This is a genomic window from Pseudomonas allii (assembly GCF_055380095.1).
In genome coordinates this window covers 5,349,701-5,367,907 of the sequence record NZ_AP039450.1, presented here as the reverse complement: position 1 = coordinate 5,367,907, position 18,207 = coordinate 5,349,701, and the positions used below count along the sequence as shown (strand labels likewise).

Annotated in this window: 14 protein-coding genes, 2 tRNA genes and 1 pseudogene; 6 read left to right on the top strand and 11 right to left on the bottom strand. The window is 60.8% G+C overall.

Annotation, left to right across the window (positions count from 1 at the left end):
* Window positions 1–62 precede the first annotated feature (62 nt).
* The 4 genes and pseudogenes from ACZ445_RS24570 to ACZ445_RS24555 form a co-directional block, all read right to left on the bottom strand.
* On the bottom strand, window positions 63–1,343 hold the full coding sequence (locus ACZ445_RS24570) for a virulence factor family protein (RefSeq protein ID WP_058423317.1): 1,281 nt from the start codon (window positions 1,341–1,343) through the stop codon (window positions 63–65).
* Window positions 1,343–3,983, bottom strand: a pseudogene (mprF, locus tag ACZ445_RS24565) (bifunctional lysylphosphatidylglycerol flippase/synthetase MprF). The gene ACZ445_RS24570 and the pseudogene mprF overlap by 1 nt, the downstream one beginning before the upstream one ends.
* Before the next feature lie 279 nt (window positions 3,984–4,262).
* Window positions 4,263–4,339 (bottom strand) — tRNA-Met (locus ACZ445_RS24560).
* Between the two features lie 206 nt (window positions 4,340–4,545).
* A tRNA-Met gene (locus tag ACZ445_RS24555) sits at window positions 4,546–4,622 on the bottom strand.
* A 278-nt stretch (window positions 4,623–4,900) separates the two neighbouring features.
* Between ACZ445_RS24555 and dinB the strand changes: the two genes are divergently transcribed.
* The gene (dinB, locus tag ACZ445_RS24550) at window positions 4,901–5,959 is read left to right on the top strand and encodes a DNA polymerase IV (RefSeq protein ID WP_058423315.1); all 1,059 of its coding nucleotides are present in this window, start codon (window positions 4,901–4,903) and stop codon (window positions 5,957–5,959) included.
* 129 nt (window positions 5,960–6,088) lie between these two features.
* Here dinB and ACZ445_RS24545 read toward each other — a convergent pair whose 3' ends face one another.
* The 4 genes from ACZ445_RS24545 to ACZ445_RS24530 form a co-directional block, all read right to left on the bottom strand.
* Window positions 6,089–7,042 carry a hypothetical protein gene (locus tag ACZ445_RS24545; protein ID WP_058423314.1) on the bottom strand — a complete coding sequence of 318 codons (954 nt, stop codon included), beginning with the start codon at window positions 7,040–7,042 and terminating at the stop codon, window positions 6,089–6,091.
* A 20-nt stretch (window positions 7,043–7,062) separates the two neighbouring features.
* On the bottom strand, window positions 7,063–8,778 hold the full coding sequence (locus ACZ445_RS24540) for a proline--tRNA ligase (protein ID WP_058423313.1): 1,716 nt from the start codon (window positions 8,776–8,778) through the stop codon (window positions 7,063–7,065).
* A gap of 181 nt (window positions 8,779–8,959) precedes the next feature.
* Entirely contained in the window at window positions 8,960–10,492 is a 1,533-nt protein-coding gene (locus tag ACZ445_RS24535; RefSeq protein WP_058423312.1) for an AmpG family muropeptide MFS transporter, read from the bottom strand.
* A gap of 43 nt (window positions 10,493–10,535) precedes the next feature.
* Window positions 10,536–10,889, bottom strand: a complete 354-nt coding sequence (locus ACZ445_RS24530) for an MGMT family protein (protein WP_058423311.1) — start codon at window positions 10,887–10,889, stop codon at window positions 10,536–10,538.
* 154 nt (window positions 10,890–11,043) lie between these two features.
* Between ACZ445_RS24530 and ACZ445_RS24525 the strand changes: the two genes are divergently transcribed.
* From ACZ445_RS24525 to groL, 5 genes are all read left to right on the top strand, one after another.
* Window positions 11,044–12,051, top strand: coding sequence for a DUF481 domain-containing protein (locus tag ACZ445_RS24525; RefSeq protein WP_464707673.1), 1,008 nt, complete (start codon window positions 11,044–11,046; stop codon window positions 12,049–12,051).
* A gap of 105 nt (window positions 12,052–12,156) precedes the next feature.
* A complete protein-coding gene (locus tag ACZ445_RS24520; protein ID WP_464707672.1) occupies window positions 12,157–12,888 on the top strand; it encodes a HugZ family pyridoxamine 5'-phosphate oxidase in 732 nt (243 codons plus the stop codon).
* Between the two features lie 66 nt (window positions 12,889–12,954).
* Window positions 12,955–13,431, top strand: a complete 477-nt coding sequence (locus ACZ445_RS24515) for an FxsA family protein (RefSeq protein WP_179028693.1) — start codon at window positions 12,955–12,957, stop codon at window positions 13,429–13,431.
* 247 nt (window positions 13,432–13,678) lie between these two features.
* Window positions 13,679–13,972 (top strand): co-chaperone GroES, encoded by a 294-nt coding sequence (locus tag ACZ445_RS24510; RefSeq protein WP_003193940.1) that lies wholly within the window; start codon window positions 13,679–13,681, stop codon window positions 13,970–13,972.
* A gap of 50 nt (window positions 13,973–14,022) precedes the next feature.
* A complete protein-coding gene (gene groL, locus ACZ445_RS24505; protein ID WP_179028694.1) occupies window positions 14,023–15,669 on the top strand; it encodes a chaperonin GroEL in 1,647 nt (548 codons plus the stop codon).
* A 75-nt stretch (window positions 15,670–15,744) separates the two neighbouring features.
* Here groL and ACZ445_RS24500 read toward each other — a convergent pair whose 3' ends face one another.
* From ACZ445_RS24500 to ACZ445_RS24490, 3 genes are all read right to left on the bottom strand, one after another.
* Window positions 15,745–16,092, bottom strand: coding sequence for a hypothetical protein (locus tag ACZ445_RS24500; RefSeq protein WP_179028695.1), 348 nt, complete (start codon window positions 16,090–16,092; stop codon window positions 15,745–15,747).
* A gap of 119 nt (window positions 16,093–16,211) precedes the next feature.
* Complete coding sequence (locus tag ACZ445_RS24495; RefSeq protein WP_179028696.1) at window positions 16,212–17,510, bottom strand: sensor histidine kinase; 1,299 nt, start codon at window positions 17,508–17,510, stop codon at window positions 16,212–16,214.
* Window positions 17,500–18,198, bottom strand: a complete 699-nt coding sequence (locus ACZ445_RS24490) for a response regulator (RefSeq protein ID WP_179028697.1) — start codon at window positions 18,196–18,198, stop codon at window positions 17,500–17,502. The genes ACZ445_RS24495 and ACZ445_RS24490 overlap by 11 nt, the downstream gene beginning before the upstream one ends.
* Between the last annotated feature and the right edge of the window lie 9 nt (window positions 18,199–18,207).

Sequence of the window (18,207 nt, the reverse complement as noted above, 5' to 3'; positions counted from 1 at the left end):
ACTGAAGCACTGCTATCGGGGGCAAGCCCCCTCCCACATTTTGATTGGTGTAAGGCTCGGGCTTATTCGGCTTTGGTTTGGTGTTTCACGATGATATCCACCAACCGCTTGGCCAGCGCCGGGTAGTTCTCATCGAAGTGATGCCCACCTGGCAGCTTGATTGCTTCACCTACAGCCGTCTTGTCCGTGCAGCCACTCTCGTCGACTTCTTCGGCGCCGTAGATGCATACCACTTTGTCAGCCGGCAGCTTGGCCATTTCCGGGCCGGTGGCGGCTTCTTTGCCGGCATTGCCCAGCCAACCTTCCACTTCAATCTCGAAGCTGCCCGTACGCGCAAACGCCAGCAGGATGATTGCGTCGACACGCTGCTGCTCGTTCTCCGGCAGGCGGTTGTAGATGGCCGGCAGTACATCGGCACCGAACGAATAGCCGGTCAGTACGAAGCGCTTGGTGCCCCATTTCTGACGGTAGTGCTGCATCAGCTCGGTAAGGTCCTTGGCGCTTTGTTCCGGGGTCTTGTGCTGCCAGTAGTAGCGCAGCGTGTCGATGCCCACCACCGGGTAGCCGATCTTGGCCATCTCGCCAGCCACATCACGGTCGAGGTCGCGCCAGCCGCCGTCGCCGGACAGGAACAGGGTGACAGTGTCCTTGGCCTGGCCGGCCGGTACTTCAACCACCGGAATCGCCAGGCCGCCGTTGTCCGAGCCCACCAGTTGCTTGCGCAACTCGTTGTTCAGCACTTGCGGGTAGTGGATGTCGTAGTCGCTGATGCTGGTGGTGGCACGCGGTGTGTCACGTACGAAACTGGCACTTTCATCGTCAGGGTTGTCGTTCCAGGCCACCAGCCAGTTGCCGTGGGCGGCGGTCTTCGGCAGTGGGTCCTTGCAGCCTTCCTGCACCAGCGCGAAGCCGACGGAGATGGCATTGGCCTTGTCGTCGTTCTGGGTGGCCAGCCAGCGCCAGGCCAGGCTTGCACCGGGGCCGATGCCACTAACCAGCGTCGCTGGGCCCTTGAGCTGGCCCAGGGCGCTTTGCAGCGCTTGTTCCTGCAGTTTGCAGTCATCCTTGGGCAGGATCACCTGGACAATCTGCGCCTTGCCGCCTTGGCTCAAGGCAATCAGTTGACTGTCGGTCAGGGTTTCATCGGCCATCACGGCCACGGCCACGCGGGCTTTTGGCGTGCCGTTGGGGGTCACGCGGGTCATGACCGAACCGTCGGCCTGGGGCAGTTGCTCCAGCACCGGTTGTGGGGCAGGGCGGTTCCAGTACCAATAGCCGCCACCCAGGATCAGGGCGAGCAGCACTACAAAGGCCAATACATACCGCCAGGAGCGTCGAATCATCAGCGTTTCACCAATCCAGTCAAGCCGCCCGCGATCAGGGCGGCGGTATCGGCCAGTGCCACCAGCGGATCAAGTCCTGCGGGCACGGCCATGTAACGGGGTTCCCAGTCAGGCTGGAACTTGTCTTTGAAGCGGCGCAAACCTTGGAAGTTATACAGTTGCTCGCCACGGCGGAACACCATCGAGCCCAGGCGTTGGGTCAGCGGTGCGCCGCGTCGTGGTTGCAGGCCCGACAAAGGCACCATGCCGAGGCTGAAGCGGGCGTAGCCGTGACTCTTATAATGTTGAATCAGGCCGACCATCATGAATTCCATGGTCAACTTGGGCGCGTCCGGGTGGGCGCGCATCAGGTCGAGACTGGCCAGGTCATGGTTGTAGGTCTCGAGCAGGTTGGCGAAGGCCACCGGGCGCCCTTCGAAGCGAATGATCGCTATGCGAAAGTGCTTGAGGTAGTCGTCGCTGAAGCGTCCCAGGGAAAAGCCCTTTTCCCGCACGTTCTTGCCGGTCAGCCAGGCATCGGAGATCACCTTGAGTTCGTCCATCGGCGCCGTGCCCGGTTCGCAGATCTCCAGGGACAGGCCGTCCCGCGAGCCACGGTTCCAGGTGTAACGCAGGTCCTTCATCTCTTTGCCCTTGGCTTCCAGGTCAAAGCGTTTGAGGTCGACACGGGCTTCTTCGCCCAGTTTGATCGCGGTGAGGCCGATGTCCATGTAGTACGGCAGGTTCTCCGCACGCACCTGGTAGAACACCGGGCGGGCGTGGTGGATGTCGCACAGGTCACGGAACTGCCAGATCATCTCGGCGCGCGGTTGGGTCGGGCCGATCGGGTCGTACAAGGCCACCAGGCTGCGGCCGCGACGGGCGTACATCAGGAACGCTTCGTCGTTGGGGTGGAACAGCAGCGCCTTGTCGCCAGTGAGCGCCAGGCCGCCATCAGGCTGGGAAGAGGCCATCAGGATCTTGCTGGCGCGCTCCAGTTCATCGGGTGTCGGCAAATGGATCACCGGGCGCGCGGTACGCAGCAGCCAGGTCAGGGACACGATCACCAGCAACACGGCGGCGCCGAGCAGCGAGCGCAGGCCACGGGGGGCGTTGGCGTCCAGGGTGAACTGCCACCACAGCTGGTGGCTGTACGGTACGTCCTGATAGGCGAATAGCAACAGCCAGATCGACGCCCCGAGCACACACACTGGCCACCAGGTAAAGCGGCGAGAACGGCAGTTCGGTGAGGCGGCTGGCGCGATAGAAAGAGCGTCGGAAGATCGCCAGCAGGATCGCGGTCATGGTCATCAGGCTGGCTTCTTCCCAGTCGAAGCCTTTGAGCAGCGAGAGCAGGGCGCCCGCCAGCAAGAGCACCATGGTCAGCATCCAGGCGGCCGATAGGCGTCGACGCAGGCCTTGGGCCAACAGCAGGCACAACACGCCGATCAGGCTGGCGCCAAAGTGCGAGGCGTCAATCAGGCGGTGGGGGATCAGGAAGCCGATGTTTTCCAGGCGCGAGTCGATTTCGGGCGTGGCGCCAGAGAACAGCAGGACCACGCCGGACAGAAAAACCAGGACGGCCAGTACTGGCGCTGCCAGCCCCGAGGCGACCCGCAGGCTTTGCTGGGTCTGGAACAGGCGCTGTGCCTCGTTGACCAGCAGGAACACGCAGGCGATCAGCAGGGGCAGCACCACGTAGATCATGCGATACAGCAGCAAGGCGGCGGCCAATGGCGCGGCGCCCAGTTTGTCGGCGAAGGCCGCCAGCAGGATCGCCTCGAATACACCCACACCGCCTGGTACATGGCTGAGCACACCAGCGGCCAGCGCCAGCAAGTAGACGAGCAGGAAGGGGCCGAAGGGCGGCGCCTCCGGCAGCAGCATATAAAGGACGGTCGCGGCAGCGGCAACGTCCAGTGCGGTAATGATCAGTTGCAGGAAGGTCAGGCGACGGCCCGGCAGGCGCAAGGTGCGGCGGCCGGCTTTGACCAACAGGTTGTCCGGGTAGGGTTGCTCTGGCAGGCGACGGCGATAAATGCCGATGCACAATACGGCCGACAACAGCAGCACCGCGCCGGCAATACCGCCCAGCACCGCCTGCGGCAAATGCAGGTAGGTCGATGCGGCGGGCAGGTTGCTCAGTGTTGCCAATGCAGCCAGTGGCGGCAGGGCAGTACCCAGCGCCAGGCTGGCGAACACGGTCATATGGGCGACTTCGGATGCACCGATGCCATGGCGTGCATATAAGCGGTAACGCACCGATCCGCCGGAAAGCATCGACAGGCCAATGGCATTGCCGATGGCGAACGCGGTAAAGCCGCCGAGGGCCAGGGTCTTGGCGGGCAGGTTTACGCCGGCATAGCGGGCGCCGGAGAATTCATAGCCTAATAGAATGACAAAGCCGGCAACGGCTGCTGCAAACGCACCGAGCAGGGCCGGCTTGGGCACTTCCAGGATCGAGTCGTGGAGGGCGTAGAGGTCCAGCTCCAGCAGCAGGTGGCGGCAGGCGATCAGGGCGATGGCAAACAGCAATAACGTGACGGCCAGCCCGATAGGTTGCCGGTACTTGCTCACCAGATCCAGCCAACGCAAGCGGGTGGGTGTGATCGGTTGTTCTGCTGTGACGGTGTCTTGTGGTTCAGACGAGTTGGCGCGCATCAATCACCTCGTGGATTGTGCGCGACAGGATGGAGGTATCCAGCCAAGTTACCAATCCCTATGGACAAAATAATTACAAATATTAACGCGTATCGCCGGGGGCGGCGACTGCGGCCATTGGTCGTAGAGGGCAGTGCTTGAGCATTGAGCATAGCTTGCAATGAGATGGACTCTACAAACCGTGTACGGTTTCATGAAAGATGCCATGCCATTGTTTCAGAAGAACTTTTTCACCGGATACAAAAAAGGCCACTCTTTCGAGTAGCCTTTTTTGATGTTTGGTTGCGGGAGCCGGATTTGAACCGACGACCTTCGGGTTATGAGCCCGACGAGCTACCAGACTGCTCCATCCCGCGTCTGTGGGCGGCATTCTACAGTCCAGCGCCGAGGTGTCAACCGTTAATGAGCCGATGGGTCAAATAAGTGTGAATTAGCCGTTGAATCTCGGCCATGCACCGTAAGTGCTCGAGGGGTAAAGATTTTTTTGTCTTACAATTTTCGTACAGGACAAAACAGGCAGGCACAAAAAAGGCCACTCTTTCGAGTAGCCTTTTTTGATGTTTGGTTGCGGGAGCCGGATTTGAACCGACGACCTTCGGGTTATGAGCCCGACGAGCTACCAGACTGCTCCATCCCGCGTCTGTGTGTCGGCATTCTACAGAGGAACGCCGGTCTGTCAACCTGTGAATTAAAGAAAAGCGCTTGTTGTTCAATCGCTTAGCTCTCCATGAAGGCCTCTTGATACCCGCGGGCCCAGTCTGGCCGAGGCTTTCAGCTCTATCGGAAGGCAAAATTCGATTGAGAAAATAAATTCATCCTGGAATTTTCCTACCGCTCAAGCGGAAGATTCAAACTACTGGTGCTATATACAGGTGTGAGTGCGATACTGGCCACCCGTAGGTACACACCCCGTTTATATGACGCAGCGCAAAATCATCCACGTCGACTGTGATTGCTTCTACGCCGCCATCGAGATGCGCGATGACCCGAGCCTGGCGCAAAAACCGCTGGCGGTGGGCGGCTCGGCGGACCGGCGCGGGGTAATCGCTACGTGCAATTACGAGGCGCGCGCCTATGGCGTGCGCTCGGCCATGTCGTCGCGACATGCCTTGAAGCTCTGCCCGGACCTGACCATCGTCAAGCCACGCATGGATGCCTATAAAGAAGCATCCAAGGAAATCCAGACGATCTTTCGCGACTACACCGACCTGATCGAGCCGCTGTCGCTGGATGAGGCTTACCTAGACGTGTCCGACAGCCCGCACTTTGGCGGTAGCGCCACGCGCATCGCCCAGGACATTCGTCGCCGTGTCTCCAACCAACTGCACATCACCGTGTCCGCAGGCGTGGCGCCGAACAAGTTCCTGGCCAAGATCGCCAGCGACTGGAAGAAACCCAACGGCCTGTTTGTGATTACCCCGGACCAGGTCGAAGACTTTGTCTCGCAGTTACGGGTCAGCAAGTTGCACGGTGTGGGCAAGGTCACGGCCGATAAACTGGCGCGCCTGGGCATCGAGGACTGCCTGCAACTGCGCGAGTGGAACAAGCTGGCGCTGGTGCGTGAATTCGGCAGTTTTGGCGAGCGGTTGTGGAGCCTGGCGCGTGGGATCGATGACCGTGTGGTGCAGAACGACAGTCGTCGGCAATCGATCAGTGTGGAAAATACCTATGACGTGGACCTGCCGGACCTCTCAAGCTGCCTGGCCAAACTTCCCGAACTGATGGAGACCCTGGCCGGGCGCATGGCGCGCATCGATAGCAGTTACCGGGCAGGCAAGCCGTTCGTGAAGGTGAAGTTTCATGACTTTACCCAGACCACGCTGGAACAGGCCGGGGCAGGGCGGGATCTGGAGAGTTATCAACAGCTGATGACGCAGGCATTCAATCGTGGAGGCAAGCCGGTGCGCTTGTTAGGGATTGGGGTGCGGTTGCTGGATCTGAGTAACGGCAACGAGCAGCTCGAATTCTCGTGGTAAAAATGGGGAGCAAATTGTGGGAGGGGGCTTGCCCCCGATAGCGGTGGATCAGCCAGCCTATCTATAGCTGACCCGCTGCAATCGGGGGCAAGCCCCCTCCCACATTTGACCGCCAACAATTTGAGGGGCTCAGCGTGCTCCAGGATCTGCGACTAGCCGCCCCGCATCCTTGGTCAGCGCCTGCAGAAACTCTTGCTGCAACTCGGGATCATTGCGGGTCAGTTCGATCAGGCTTTGTTCCAGCTCACTGGCCTCTTCTTCCAGGCCCAGCTCCGACAATCGCTTGACCCGGTGCACCCACTGGCTGACTTCGTCGTCTTCCAAGTCGTCGTAGATCAGGCCGTGGGCTTCGAGCAACTTGCCGCGCAGGGTGTTGCTGATCGCCAGGGTCGAGTCCGAATGCACATCGTCCTGGCCATCTTCCACACTGATCTTCAAGGTGGTGACGCGGTTCAGGTCTTGCTCGGCAAACGGGCTGTCCAACAGGTTCAGGCGCAGGACGCCGTTACGGTCGGTGGTCAGCTCATGGGTCTGCTTGCCGGCGGTGACCTGCACCGGGCGTTCGCTCCAGGGCAGGCTCGAATACTCCACGCGCTTGTCGCGCTGGACTTCATCGATACCCGCCAGGTTCTGTTGCGCACGGCCGTGGGATTGCACGTTCATGAACGGGTTGAGGCCGTCCACGCCATAGATCAACCAGTCATGGGTCATGCTGGTCGGCAGGTGGCCGAGGGCGAAGATATTCGCCACGTTGGCACCCGCGCCCGCCACCAGGGCAACCGCACCCAATGGCATCTCGTAGAGCTTGCGCCAGGGCTGGTAGGGGGTATAGCGGTCGTAACGACGGGTGACTTCGAACTCGGTGACCTCGAAGGTCTTCTGCTCGTGAATGCGAACCCGGCGTTGCGGCAGCTCCAGCACTTTGGGCTCGCCTACATCGATCTGCAGGCTGTGGTCGAGCAACTTACGCTCGACCCGCTCCTCGTGCTCACTGCGTTGCGACATCTGGTTGGCGCAGCCGCTGACCAGCAGGGCGCCGCACAAGGCGGCGCCCCCCAGTGCTCTGGTGTTTCGCTTGAACATGACTTCTCTTGATCTGGTTTTCAGCGACGAATACGCGCCTGAAGGAAAGACAGCACGTCAGCCACCGGCAACGGTTGGGCTTCGGCTTCGGTCCGGCTCTTGTATTCCAGATTGCCATCAGCCAGGCCGCGGTCACTGACCACGATCCGGTGCGGGATGCCAATCAGTTCCATGTCGGCGAACTTGATGCCCGGGCTGGTTTTCTTGTCCCGGTCATCCAGCAGCACTTCAAAACCAGCAGCCGTCAATTCGGCATACAGCTTGTCGGTGGCTTCGCGTACTTGCTCGGTTTCATAACGCAGCGGCACCAGGGCGACCTGGAACGGCGCCAGGGCGTCGCTCCAGATGATGCCTTTCTCATCGTTGTTCTGCTCGATGGCAGCGGCAACCACGCGGGATACGCCAATGCCGTAGCAGCCCATGTCCAGGGTGATCGGCTTGCCGTTCTCGCCCAGCACTTCGCACTTCATCGCCTTGCTGTACTTGTTGCCCAGCTGGAAGATGTGCCCGACTTCGATGCCGCGCTTGATTTCCAGGGTGCCCTTGCCGTCCGGGCTTGGGTCGCCAGCTACCACGTTACGCAGGTCGGCCACGGTCGGCACCGGCAGGTCACGTTCCCAGTTCACGCCGAAGTAGTGCTTGTCGTCGATGTTCGCGCCAATACCGAAGTCGCTCATCAGCTCCACCGAACGGTCGATGATGATCGGCAGCGGCAGGTTCAGCGGGCCGAGCGAACCGGCACCGGCGCCAATGGCGTCGCGCAGTTCGGCGTCGGTGGCCATGACCAGCGGGCTGGCCACGCCAGGTTGGTTGGCGGCCTTGATTTCGTTGAGCTCGTGGTCGCCACGGATCACCAGGGCGATCAGCTTGCCTTCTTCCTCGGCGCGCACAATCAGGGTCTTGATGGTCTTTTCAATCGGCAGATTGAATTTTTCCACCAGGGCCGCGATGGTCTTGGTATCCGGCGTGTCCACCAGGCGCAGCTCTTCGGCCGGGGCTGGACGGGAAGTTTCCCGTGGCACGGCTTCGGCTTTCTCGATGTTCGCCGCATAGTCGGAACCGTTGCTGAACACGATGTCGTCTTCGCCGGACTCGGCCAGCACGTGGAATTCGTGGGAGCCGGCGCCGCCGATGGAGCCGTTGTCCGCCTCAACCGGGCGGAACTTCAGGCCCAGGCGCGTGAACACATTGCAGTAGGCCTGGTGCATGCGGTCGTAGGTGACCTGCAAGGACGCCTGGTCAGCGTGGAACGAATAGGCGTCCTTCATGATGAACTCGCGACCGCGCATCAAACCGAAGCGTGGGCGGATTTCGTCACGGAACTTGGTCTGGATCTGATACAGGTTCAGCGGCAGCTGCTTGTAGCTGCTCAGCTCGTTGCGCATCAGGTCGGTGATCACTTCTTCGTGGGTCGGGCCGGCGCAGAAATCGCGGCCATGGCGATCCTTGAAGCGCAGCAACTCAGGGCCGTACTCTTCCCAGCGCCCGGATTCCTGCCACAGTTCAGCCGGTTGGGTGCTCGGCATCAACACTTCCAGAGAGCCGGCGGCGTTCATTTCTTCACGAACGATGGCTTCGACCTTGCGCATCACCTTCAAGCCCATGGGCAGCCAGGTGTACAGGCCGGAGGCCAGTTTGCGGATCATGCCGGCGCGCAGCATCAGCTGGTGGCTGATCACAACCGCGTCGGAAGGCGTTTCTTTCTGTGTGGCGAGCAAATATTGACTGGTACGCATGGTAGGCCGTTGTCGGTTGCTTGGACTTGAAATGACTTGGGATTGTACGGGCGCCGGCTGCTGGAGTACAGGCATCAGAATGCAGAGGGGTATGTGGGAGGGGGCTTGCCCCGATAGCGGTGGATCAGTAACACATAGGCGCCTGACAACCTGCTATCGGGGGCAAGCCCCTCCCTCATTGTCAGTCTTCGGTCGGCGGACTCAACCGCGCCCGCCGATTTTCCTGGAACCAGTGCAACGCGATCAGGAACAGCGTCGGCACGCCCAGCAGGCAGGTGATCAGGAAGAAATTGTGATACCCGAACTTCTCCACCATTACCCCCGAATACCCGCCGATCAGGCGCGGCAGCAACAGCATGATCGAGCTGAGCAGGGCATATTGGGTGGCGGAGAACTTGAGGTTGGTCAGGCTCGACAGGTAGGCCACGAATGCCGAGGTCGCCAGCCCTGAGCTGAAGTTATCCAGGGAAATGGTGAAGATCAGCATCTGCAGGTCGGGACCCATATCGGCCAGCATCACGAACAGCAGGTTGGTGCCGGCCGACGCCACGCCGCCGATGAACAGGATCGGCAGGATACCGAAGCGCACAATCAGCAAGCCGCCCATGCCTGCACCCAGCAGGGTCATGATCAGGCCGAAGATCTTGCTGACGCCGGCGATCTGGTCCTTGGTGAAGCCCTGGTCGATGTAGAACACGTTGGCCATCACGCCCATCACGGTGTCGGACATGCGATAGGTGGCGATCAGCCCCAACAACAGCAACGCCTGCCAGCGGTAGCGCAGGATGAAGTCGTTGACCGGTGTCAGCACTGGCGCAAGGCCCCGGCGCCCCATGGCCGACAGGCATAGCGACGTGAGGGTTATATAGAGGATGGCGCGCAGGAAGGCACGGTCTTCCATCAGCAAGTCCCACAAGCTCATGCCGTGGAACAGCACGCTTTCGAAATCCGTGTTGAACAGTTGGGTGAACATTGCGGGCACCGACACCAGCAACACGATCAGCACAAACACGGACACAAGCTGGTGCACGAAGCTGTAGCGCCCGGCCTGCAACTGGGTGCGCAGCGGCACATTGGGTTCGCGCATGAACAGCGTGGTCAGCAGCGCCGGGATCATCAGCACGCCGAACAGCACGTAGGTGCCGGTCCAGGCCGAGTGCTTGTAGTTGAAACCGGTAGAGCCGAACCCTTCGGCAAAAAACAGTGCGCCTGCCGTGGCCAGCAGGGCGGCGATGCGATAACCGGACATGTAGCTGGCGGCCAGCGCGGCCTGGCGGCTGTCGTCGGCGATTTCCAGGCGGTAGGCGTCCACCGCGATGTCCTGGGTGGCGGAGGCGAAGGCGACGATGACGGCGATAGCGATCAGCCAGGACAAGTGTTTCTGCGGGTCGCAGAAACCCATGCCGATCAATCCGAGGATCACCAGCGACTGGGCCAGCACCAGCCAGGAACGGCGGCGTCCGAGTTTACCGAGCAGTGGCAGGCGCCATTGGTCGAGCAGCGGCGACCAGACCCATTTAAAGGCATACGCCAAACCGATCAGGCTCGCATAGCCGATGGTCTCGCGCGCCACACCGGCTTCGCGCAACCACACCGAAAGCGTCGAGAACACCAACATGTAAGGCAAGCCGGCGGCAAAGCCGAGCAACAACAGGACTAACGTCGAAGGGCTGGCATAGGCAGCGAGCGCGGCGCGCCAGGTTTTACGGGGCATGGGCTGGAGTCTGCCTCAGATTTGCGGAAACAAAGCGCGCACTCTAACCGCTGTGCTCTACCGGGCGCCAGCCATGGCGCTGAATATCCACGCGATTGTTACGGACCGTGACGCCTTCGTCGCGCAAACGCGCCCGTTGTTCGTCGCCCGAGGCACTGCCCACCGGCAGACTTATCCGACCACCGGCACCCAGCACACGGTGCCAGGGTAATCGGGTGTCCTCGGGCAGTTGGCTCAACGTGCGGCCCACCCATCGCGCTGCACGGCCGAGGCCCGCCAGGTGAGCCAGCTCGCCGTAACTCACCACGCAGCCTTCGGGCACTTGCGCCAGGGTCAGGTACAGCGCAGTACGGCGCATCTCGGCAGGGCTTTGCGGCGACTCGGCAGGTTGATTCATTGCGCGGCTATCCGTTGAAATCGTCGGCATTTTTGTAAGAAACGTCTGTAAACATGGTGATGAGCATTGAACTAGACCCCGATACTTGAGTCAGTCCTAGCTATCTAACACGATAATGCCTCCTTTTCGCCAACCTTGAGCCCCATACCCGCTTATGTTGTCCAGAACCCTGCTGTGCCTTGCTGTTTTCAGCGCCTCCACGCCCTTGCTGGCCGACACCGTCTGGTTGAAGAACGGTGACCGCCTGACCGGCAAGATCAAAGTCTTCGATGGCGGCAAATTGCTGATCCAGACCGACTACGCCGGCGCCATCCCCGTGGACTGGAAGCAGGTGAAAACACTGGAGAGCGACCAGGAATTATTGGTCAAACAGGACGCCTACACCGGCGAGAAGGCCAAGTCCCTGAAGGCAGCGGATGATGGCAAGGTGGTGCTGGCCAACGGTGAAGCGCCCAAGACGGTGGAGTTGGCGAGCATCCAGCAGATCATCAAGCCCAAGCCGGTGATCGAAGACCTGGTGTGGAAAGGCAATGTGGACATGGCGCTGGACTACAAGCGCGCCGACAAAGACACCAACGACTACGATATCGACTTCAAGACCACCGCCCGCCATGGCCAATGGCGCCACACCGGCCAGGGCGAGTACAACCGGGAATTCCAGGACGATGTCACCACCACCGACAACTGGGCGCTGGAATATGACCTGGACCGTTTCCTCACTGAGCATTGGTTCTGGCAGGGCCGCTTGACCTACAAGCGCGACAAGGTTGAAGACCTGTCGCGCCAGCGCACCGTCGGCACTGGCCCCGGCTACCAGTTCTGGGACGATGAACTGGGGGCGTTCTCCCTGGGCTCGCTGGTCAACCGCACCGACTATGAATACGCCGACGGCGGCAAGGACAACTTCTATTCCCTGGCCATGAAGTGGAACTACAACCGCTACCTGGTGGGCAAGACCGTCGAATTCTTCACCAATGGTGAGGTGGGCAAGCCTATCGACGGTCCTGCTGAGTACTCGCTGGATGCGGAAATGGGCCTGCGCTATAAAGTCACCGAGTGGGCCTCCCTCAACCTCAAGGCTGAGCGCGACGTGATCAGTGGCGACTCCGACAGCAGCCTGAGCAAGACCCGCTACACCGCAGGCTTCGGCGTGGCCTGGTAACACGGGCGCAGAAAACCTGCTTGGCAACCTTTGCGGATATGATTACCTTGCGTTGAGATCCATTCCCATAGGCCATGGGCGGCTGAATACCCGAGGAGTCATACGTTGAGCGCACAGGTTGCCAAGAACGCCCGAGAGCTGTTGCTCAAGGAATACCGTGGGGCTCTCTCCACTTTGTCCAAAGCCATGCCTGGCTTTCCCTTCGGCTCGGTCGTGCCTTACTGCCTCGACGAACAGGGTCGCCCGTTGATCCTGATCAGCCGCATCGCGCAACACACCCACAACCTGCAGAAAGACCCCAAGTGCTCGTTGCTGGTGGGGGAGCGTGAGGCCGATGACGTGCAGGCCGTCGGGCGCCTGACCTACCTGGCCGAAGCGGAAAAACTGGAGGAGGGCGACGCCATCGAGGCGGCGGCCGAGCGCTACTACCGCTACTTCCCGGATTCTGCCAACTACCACAAGGCCCACGACTTCGACTTCTGGGTACTCAGGCCCGTACGCCATCGCTACATCGGCGGTTTTGGCGCGATTCACTGGGTCGACCAGTTGACCCTGGCCAACCCGTTCGCCGGCAAGGCCGAGCGCAGCATGATCGAGCACATGAACAGCGATCACACCAAGGCCATTGCCCATTACGTCGACCTCAGCGGTTTGCCGACCTCCGAGCCGGCACAATTGGCCGGTATCGACAGCGAAGGCATGCACTTGCGTATCGGCCAATCCTTATATTGGTTGCCGTTTGCGGAGCCTTGCAACACGCCGACACAAGTACGCGAAGCCCTGGTTTCATTGGCCCACGCCGAGGCCTGGCCGAAAAAAGCCAGCGCTGACGCTTGAATTCACGAAACGGCGACGTCATCTAAGGTGGACTGGCAAGGCATTCTTGCGTTGAGGAACCATTTGATGCGCCCTTTTTTATTGCTCTTTCTGCTGTTCCCGGTGTTGGAGCTGTTCGTATTCGTTCAAGTCAGCAGTGCGATCGGGTTTTTCCCGGCCCTGTTGCTGATCATTCTCGGCTCGATGCTTGGCGTTCTGGTGCTGCGCGTCGCCGGCCTGGCCACGGCGCTACGTGCCCGTGAAAGCCTGAACCGTGGCGAGCTGCCCGCACAGACCATGCTTGAAGGCCTGATGATGGCCCTGGCCGGTGGCCTGTTGATCCTGCCGGGCTTCATCAGCGATGTGGTGGGCCTGGTGATGTTGCTGCCGTTCACCCGCAAGCTGCTGGCCGGCAAGATGCGCCAGCGCGCCGAAGATGCGGCGATTCGCCAGCGAGCTTTCGCCGACGACCTGCAACCCCGTGGCGGCCCGGCTCCGCGCCAGCCGCTGGGGCGTGAAGGGGATGTGATCGAAGGCGAGTTCGAACACCGCGACAGCAAATAACCGCTTCATTGGCACGGCACCTTCGGGTGCCGTGCTGCGTTTAACCGCAGGCAGACACAAAAATTTTCATCCCCGGCCCCTTGTAATAAGCATATGCGCCCTTATGTAACGGTCACCGCAAGGTTTCTGGTGGTGACACTGGACAGACTTCCGCGTTTCGCCCCGCGAACCGCGACCGGCACCGCCGGAATTTAACCCGCCGGAATTGATACCGGCCGATGAAAAACACAATTAGGAGAGATCGACAATGAAGCTTCGTCCTCTGCACGACCGCGTCGTAATCCGTCGCAGCGAAGAAGAAAAGAAAACCGCTGGCGGTATCGTTCTGCCAGGTTCGGCTGCTGAAAAAGCCAACCACGGTGTGATCGTCGCTGCGGGCCCAGGCAAGACCCTGGAGAACGGTGATGTACGCGCGCTGGCCGTGAAAGTGGGTGACAAGGTTGTTTTCGGCCCTTACTCCGGCAGCAACACAGTGAAAGTCGACGGCGAAGACCTGCTGGTTATGGCTGAGAACGAGATTCTCGCTGTTCTGGAAGACTGATTTCCCCGCTCATTTTCCCGTTACTCCAAAGTATTTAAGGAATATCGATCATGGCTGCTAAAGAAGTTAAATTCGGCGATTCCGCCCGCAAGAAAATGCTCACCGGTGTCAACATCCTGGCTGACGCAGTAAAAGCGACCCTGGGCCCGAAAGGCCGTAACGTGATCATCGAGAAGAGCTTCGGCGCTCCGACCATCACCAAGGACGGCGTTTCCGTCGCTAAAGAAATCGAACTGGAAGACCGTTTCGAAAACATGGGCGCGCAGCTGGTCAAAGACGTTGCCTCCCGTGCCAACGATGACGCAGGCGACGGCACCACCACCGCTACCGTTCTGGCCCAGGCGATCGTCAACGAAGGCTACAAAGCCGTCGCTGCCGGCATGAACCCTATGGACCTCAAGCGCGGCATCGACAAGGCGACCATCGCCATCGTCGCTGAGTTGAAAAACCTGTCCAAGCCATGCGCCGACACCAAGGCTATCGCTCAGGTAGGCACCATCTCCGCCAACTCCGACAGCTCCATCGGCGACATCATTGCCGAAGCCATGGAAAAAGTCGGTAAAGAAGGCGTGATCACCGTTGAAGAAGGCACTGGCCTGGAAAACGAACTGTCGGTTGTAGAAGGCATGCAGTTCGACCGTGGCTACCTGTCCCCGTACTTCGTGAACAAGCCGGAAACCATGGTTGCCGAGCTGGACAGCCCGCTGATCCTGCTGGTCGACAAAAAGATCTCGAACATCCGCGAAATGCTGCCAGTGCTGGAAGCCGTTGCCAAAGCCGGCCGCCCACTGCTGATCGTTTCCGAAGACGTTGAAGGCGAAGCCCTGGCGACGCTGGTTGTGAACAACATGCGTGGCATCGTTAAAGTCGCAGCCGTCAAGGCTCCTGGCTTCGGCGACCGTCGCAAGGCCATGCTGCAGGACATCGCCGTTCTGACCGGCGGTACCGTTATCTCCGAAGAAATCGGCCTGAGCCTGGAAAGCGCCACCCTGGAAAACCTGGGTAGCGCCAAGCGCGTGACCATCTCCAAGGAAAACACCATCATCGTTGACGGTGCTGGCGTTGAGCAGGACATCCAGGCGCGTATTACTCAGATCCGTGCCCAGGTTGCCGAAACGTCCTCGGACTACGACCGTGAAAAACTGCAAGAGCGTCTGGCCAAGCTGTCTGGCGGCGTTGCAGTGATCAAGGTTGGCGCCGGTTCCGAAGTTGAAATGAAAGAGAAGAAGGCCCGCGTTGAAGACGCCCTGCATGCAACCCGTGCAGCCGTTGAAGAAGGCGTGGTACCTGGCGGTGGCGTTGCGCTGATCCGTGCTCTGGAAGCCCTGACCAACCTGACCGGCGACAACGCTGACCAGAACGTCGGCATCGCTGTGCTGCGTCGCGCTGTTGAAGCGCCACTGCGCCAGATCGCTGCCAACTCCGGCGACGAGCCAAGCGTTGTGGTCAATGAAGTCAAGAACGGCAAAGGTAACTACGGTTACAACGCTGCGACTGGCGTCTACGGCGACATGATCGAAATGGGCATCCTGGACCCTACCAAGGTGACTCGTTCTGCGCTGCAAGCTGCAGCTTCCATCGGCGGTCTGATCCTGACTACCGAAGCTGCAATTGCCGACAAGCCTAAGCCTGAAGGCGCAGCTGGCGGCGGTATGCCAGACATGGGCGGCATGGGTGGCATGGGCGGCATGATGTAAGCCAGCCTTACCCGGCTCATAAAAAACCCCGCCTGCAGTGATGCAGGCGGGGTTTTTTTATGCTCGGTTGAGCGTTCAGCCCATGCCGCCTCGTCGCAACAACTTCTTGAAGGTCATCCCTCTGGCAAGCGCCGAGGGCACACGTGCAGCGGACCACGGTGCAGACGTGTGGCCGAGCGGGCCTTGGGCAGACAGAGTCGCGGCTTTAGTGCGTGGCCTGGGTATGGGCCGCCGCCAGCGGCTGGACATGGTCACCTCGCCCAGCAGTTTAAGGGTGTGGGCGTCGTAGCCGGGCGACTTGATCGAACCAGTGAAGTCAGGCGCTGCGCGGCTCACGGCAGCCGCTTGGCTGGCCAGCAGCGAGCAGGCGACGATACACAGCGATAGCATCAACGTGGGTAAATGCTGTTTTGAGGGACGCATGAACGGGCTCTCCAACCGGGTCCAGAGGACGGGGCCCAGGGCTCAGGGGCAACCCTGGATCAGGTGGGGAGATTACGGAGAATGCCAGCGGTCCACTGTCACAGGCTGTAACACGAAGGTTACTGCGGGCGCAGTGGCAGGATCAGGGTCAGGCGTGCCCCGCCCAACGGGCTACGCGCCACCGACAACTCACCGCGATGCCATTGGCTGGCGCGTCTGGCCAGTGCCAGCCCGAGGCCGAAGCCGCCGGGCTCATCGCCGCCCATGGCCAGTCGCACAAACGGTTCGAAAATCTTTTCGCGGTTTTCGGCGAGTATGCCGGGGCCGTCGTCGTCCACATGCAGCACCAGGTGTTGGTCATCCTGCTGGGCAGCACTGACGCTCACTTGGTCGCGGGCGTAGGTGATGGCGTTGCTCAACAGGTTGCGCACGATCAGATGCAACAAGGCGCGGTCGCCGATCAGTTGCAGGTCCGCCGGCTCGGTGTCCAGGCTCAGGCGCCGCTGATGCCCGTCGAGCAAGGCAAACTCCTGATGCAGCCAGTCACGGATAGGGATGGGCTCATGCTGCAGGTCCGTGGGCGCGCCGGCCATGCGGGCAAAGGCCAGGCTGGCGCGCACCAGGGCTTCAAGCTCTTCCACATCGGTTTGCAGGCGTTCCTGCAAGCGCGTGCGGGTGGCGGGATCGTCGCTTTTGCCCAGCAGGGTCAAGGCGAAGCGCATGCGGGCCAACGGTGTGCGCAACTCATGGGAGACGGCCTGGGAAACCTCCCGGTGGCGTTCGCTCATGGCGGTGATGTCTTGGGCATGTTGCTGCAAGGTCTGCAGCACGGGCGCCCATTCCTTGCCCATGGCCGGCAGCATCGCGTTGGGCGTGCGGGCCAGGGTGCCCAGGCAGGCATCAAGGGCTTGCAGGTCGGCGCTACGCTGGCGGCGTGCACGCAGACCGAACCACATCCACAGCACCAGCGGTAGGGCGGCCACGCACGCGGTGATCCCATACACCGGGAATTGCAGCAGGTCCTTGACCTCGGCGGTTCCCCACATCGGGCCGAATTGGATCAGCGTTTTGTCGTCGAGCGGGAAGTAGGTGATGTCTTCGTCGCTGCTCTGCGCCGGTTGCTGGTGTTGCAGCATGATCAGCGCTTCGGGCGGCAGTTCGACCTCACCCAGGGTGACGAGGCGGACCGGGTACTGGAAGCGCGCGCGCAGTACCTCCATCCGCGCTTCACGCTGGTCTGCCGGCAAGCCCTTGAGCTGCTCCGCCACCAGGTAGCCTGGCCCGGCCATCAAGCGCAAAAAGCTGTATTCGCCGACAAATACCGAGGCATTGGTGCACAGCCACAGCAAATACAGGGTCAACGCGCCCCAGCCAGTGCCTGCGAGAATCGCCATCCAGGGTCGCACTCTAGAGAACATGCCGGGCCTCTTGCGGTGTTTCGACAAACAGGTAGCCCTGGGCCGTGATGGTCTGGATCGTCACCGGGCACCCCAGGCTCATCAGTTTTTTGCGCAGGCGCGACACACGCATGTCTACCGAGCGATTGAGCCCGTCGTACTCCAGGCCGCGCAGGCTTTGCAGGAGTTTTTCCCGGGTCAGCAACACACCGCAGTGGCGGGCGAAGATCGCAAGCAACTCGAACTCGGCCACCGAGAATTGCAAGGTCATCTCGTCAAGCCAGGCCAAACGGCAGTTGAGGTCCAATCGAAACGTGCCCCACTGGTAATACGCTCGGGGCGCCTGGGGATGGCGACGCAGCAGCGAGCGGATACGCGCCAGCAACAACAGCGGGTCGACCGGCTTGACCACGTAGTCGTCCGCACCAACGTTGAACCCTGTCAGTTGCTCGGCGTTTTCGTCGAGTGCCGTCATCATCAGGATCAGGCCGAGGTACTGCTCGCGGATCTGTCGGCACAGGGTAAAGCCGTCCATGCCCGGCAGCATCACATCCAGGATCAACAGCGCCGGTTTTTCGTCAATAATGCGCTGGGCGGCACGGTCGCCACGGTGCTCAACCGCCACGCTGAAACCTTCGGCGCGCAGGAATTCCGCCGTCAGGGCGGCCAGTGGGCGGTCATCTTCGATCAGCAGCAGGGTGTCGGACATGAAAGGGCG